This window comes from Streptomyces sp. XY431 (genome assembly GCF_001279805.1).
Classification (GTDB): Bacteria; Actinomycetota; Actinomycetes; order Streptomycetales; family Streptomycetaceae; genus Kitasatospora; species Kitasatospora purpeofusca.
This window is the reverse complement of the sequence record NZ_LGDO01000366.1, coordinates 1-343: the sequence shown is the minus strand read 5'-3', so window position 1 is coordinate 343 and position 343 is coordinate 1. Positions and strand designations below refer to the sequence as shown.

Sequence of the window (343 nt, the reverse complement as noted above, 5' to 3'; positions counted from 1 at the left end):
GTCGCCGGTGAGCAGGACCGGTCGCAGTCCGAGGGCGCGCAGTTCGGCGACGGCCCGGGCGCTGGTGGGCCTGACGGCGTCGGCGACCTCCAGCACGGCGCGGGCGGCGCCGTCCCAGCCGACCGCGACGGTGGTCCGTCCGGCGGCCTCGGCGGCCCGCTTGGCCTCGGCGAGCGGGGCGGGCAGTGGTTGGGCGTGCTCGGTGAGCAGGGCCTCGCGTCCGGCGACGACCGCGTGGCCGTCGACGACGCCCTGGACGCCGAGGCCGGGGACGTTCCGGAAGCCGTCGACGGCGGGCAGGGTGCCGAGGCGTTCGGCGGCCGCGGTGGCGACGGCGGCCGCG

At 80.2% G+C, this 343-nt stretch carries 1 protein-coding gene; it reads right to left on the bottom strand.

Annotated elements, in window-relative coordinates:
* Positions 1–343: HAD family hydrolase (locus ADK60_RS26425; protein ID WP_159400593.1), on the bottom strand; the 343-nt coding region annotated here is incomplete at both ends.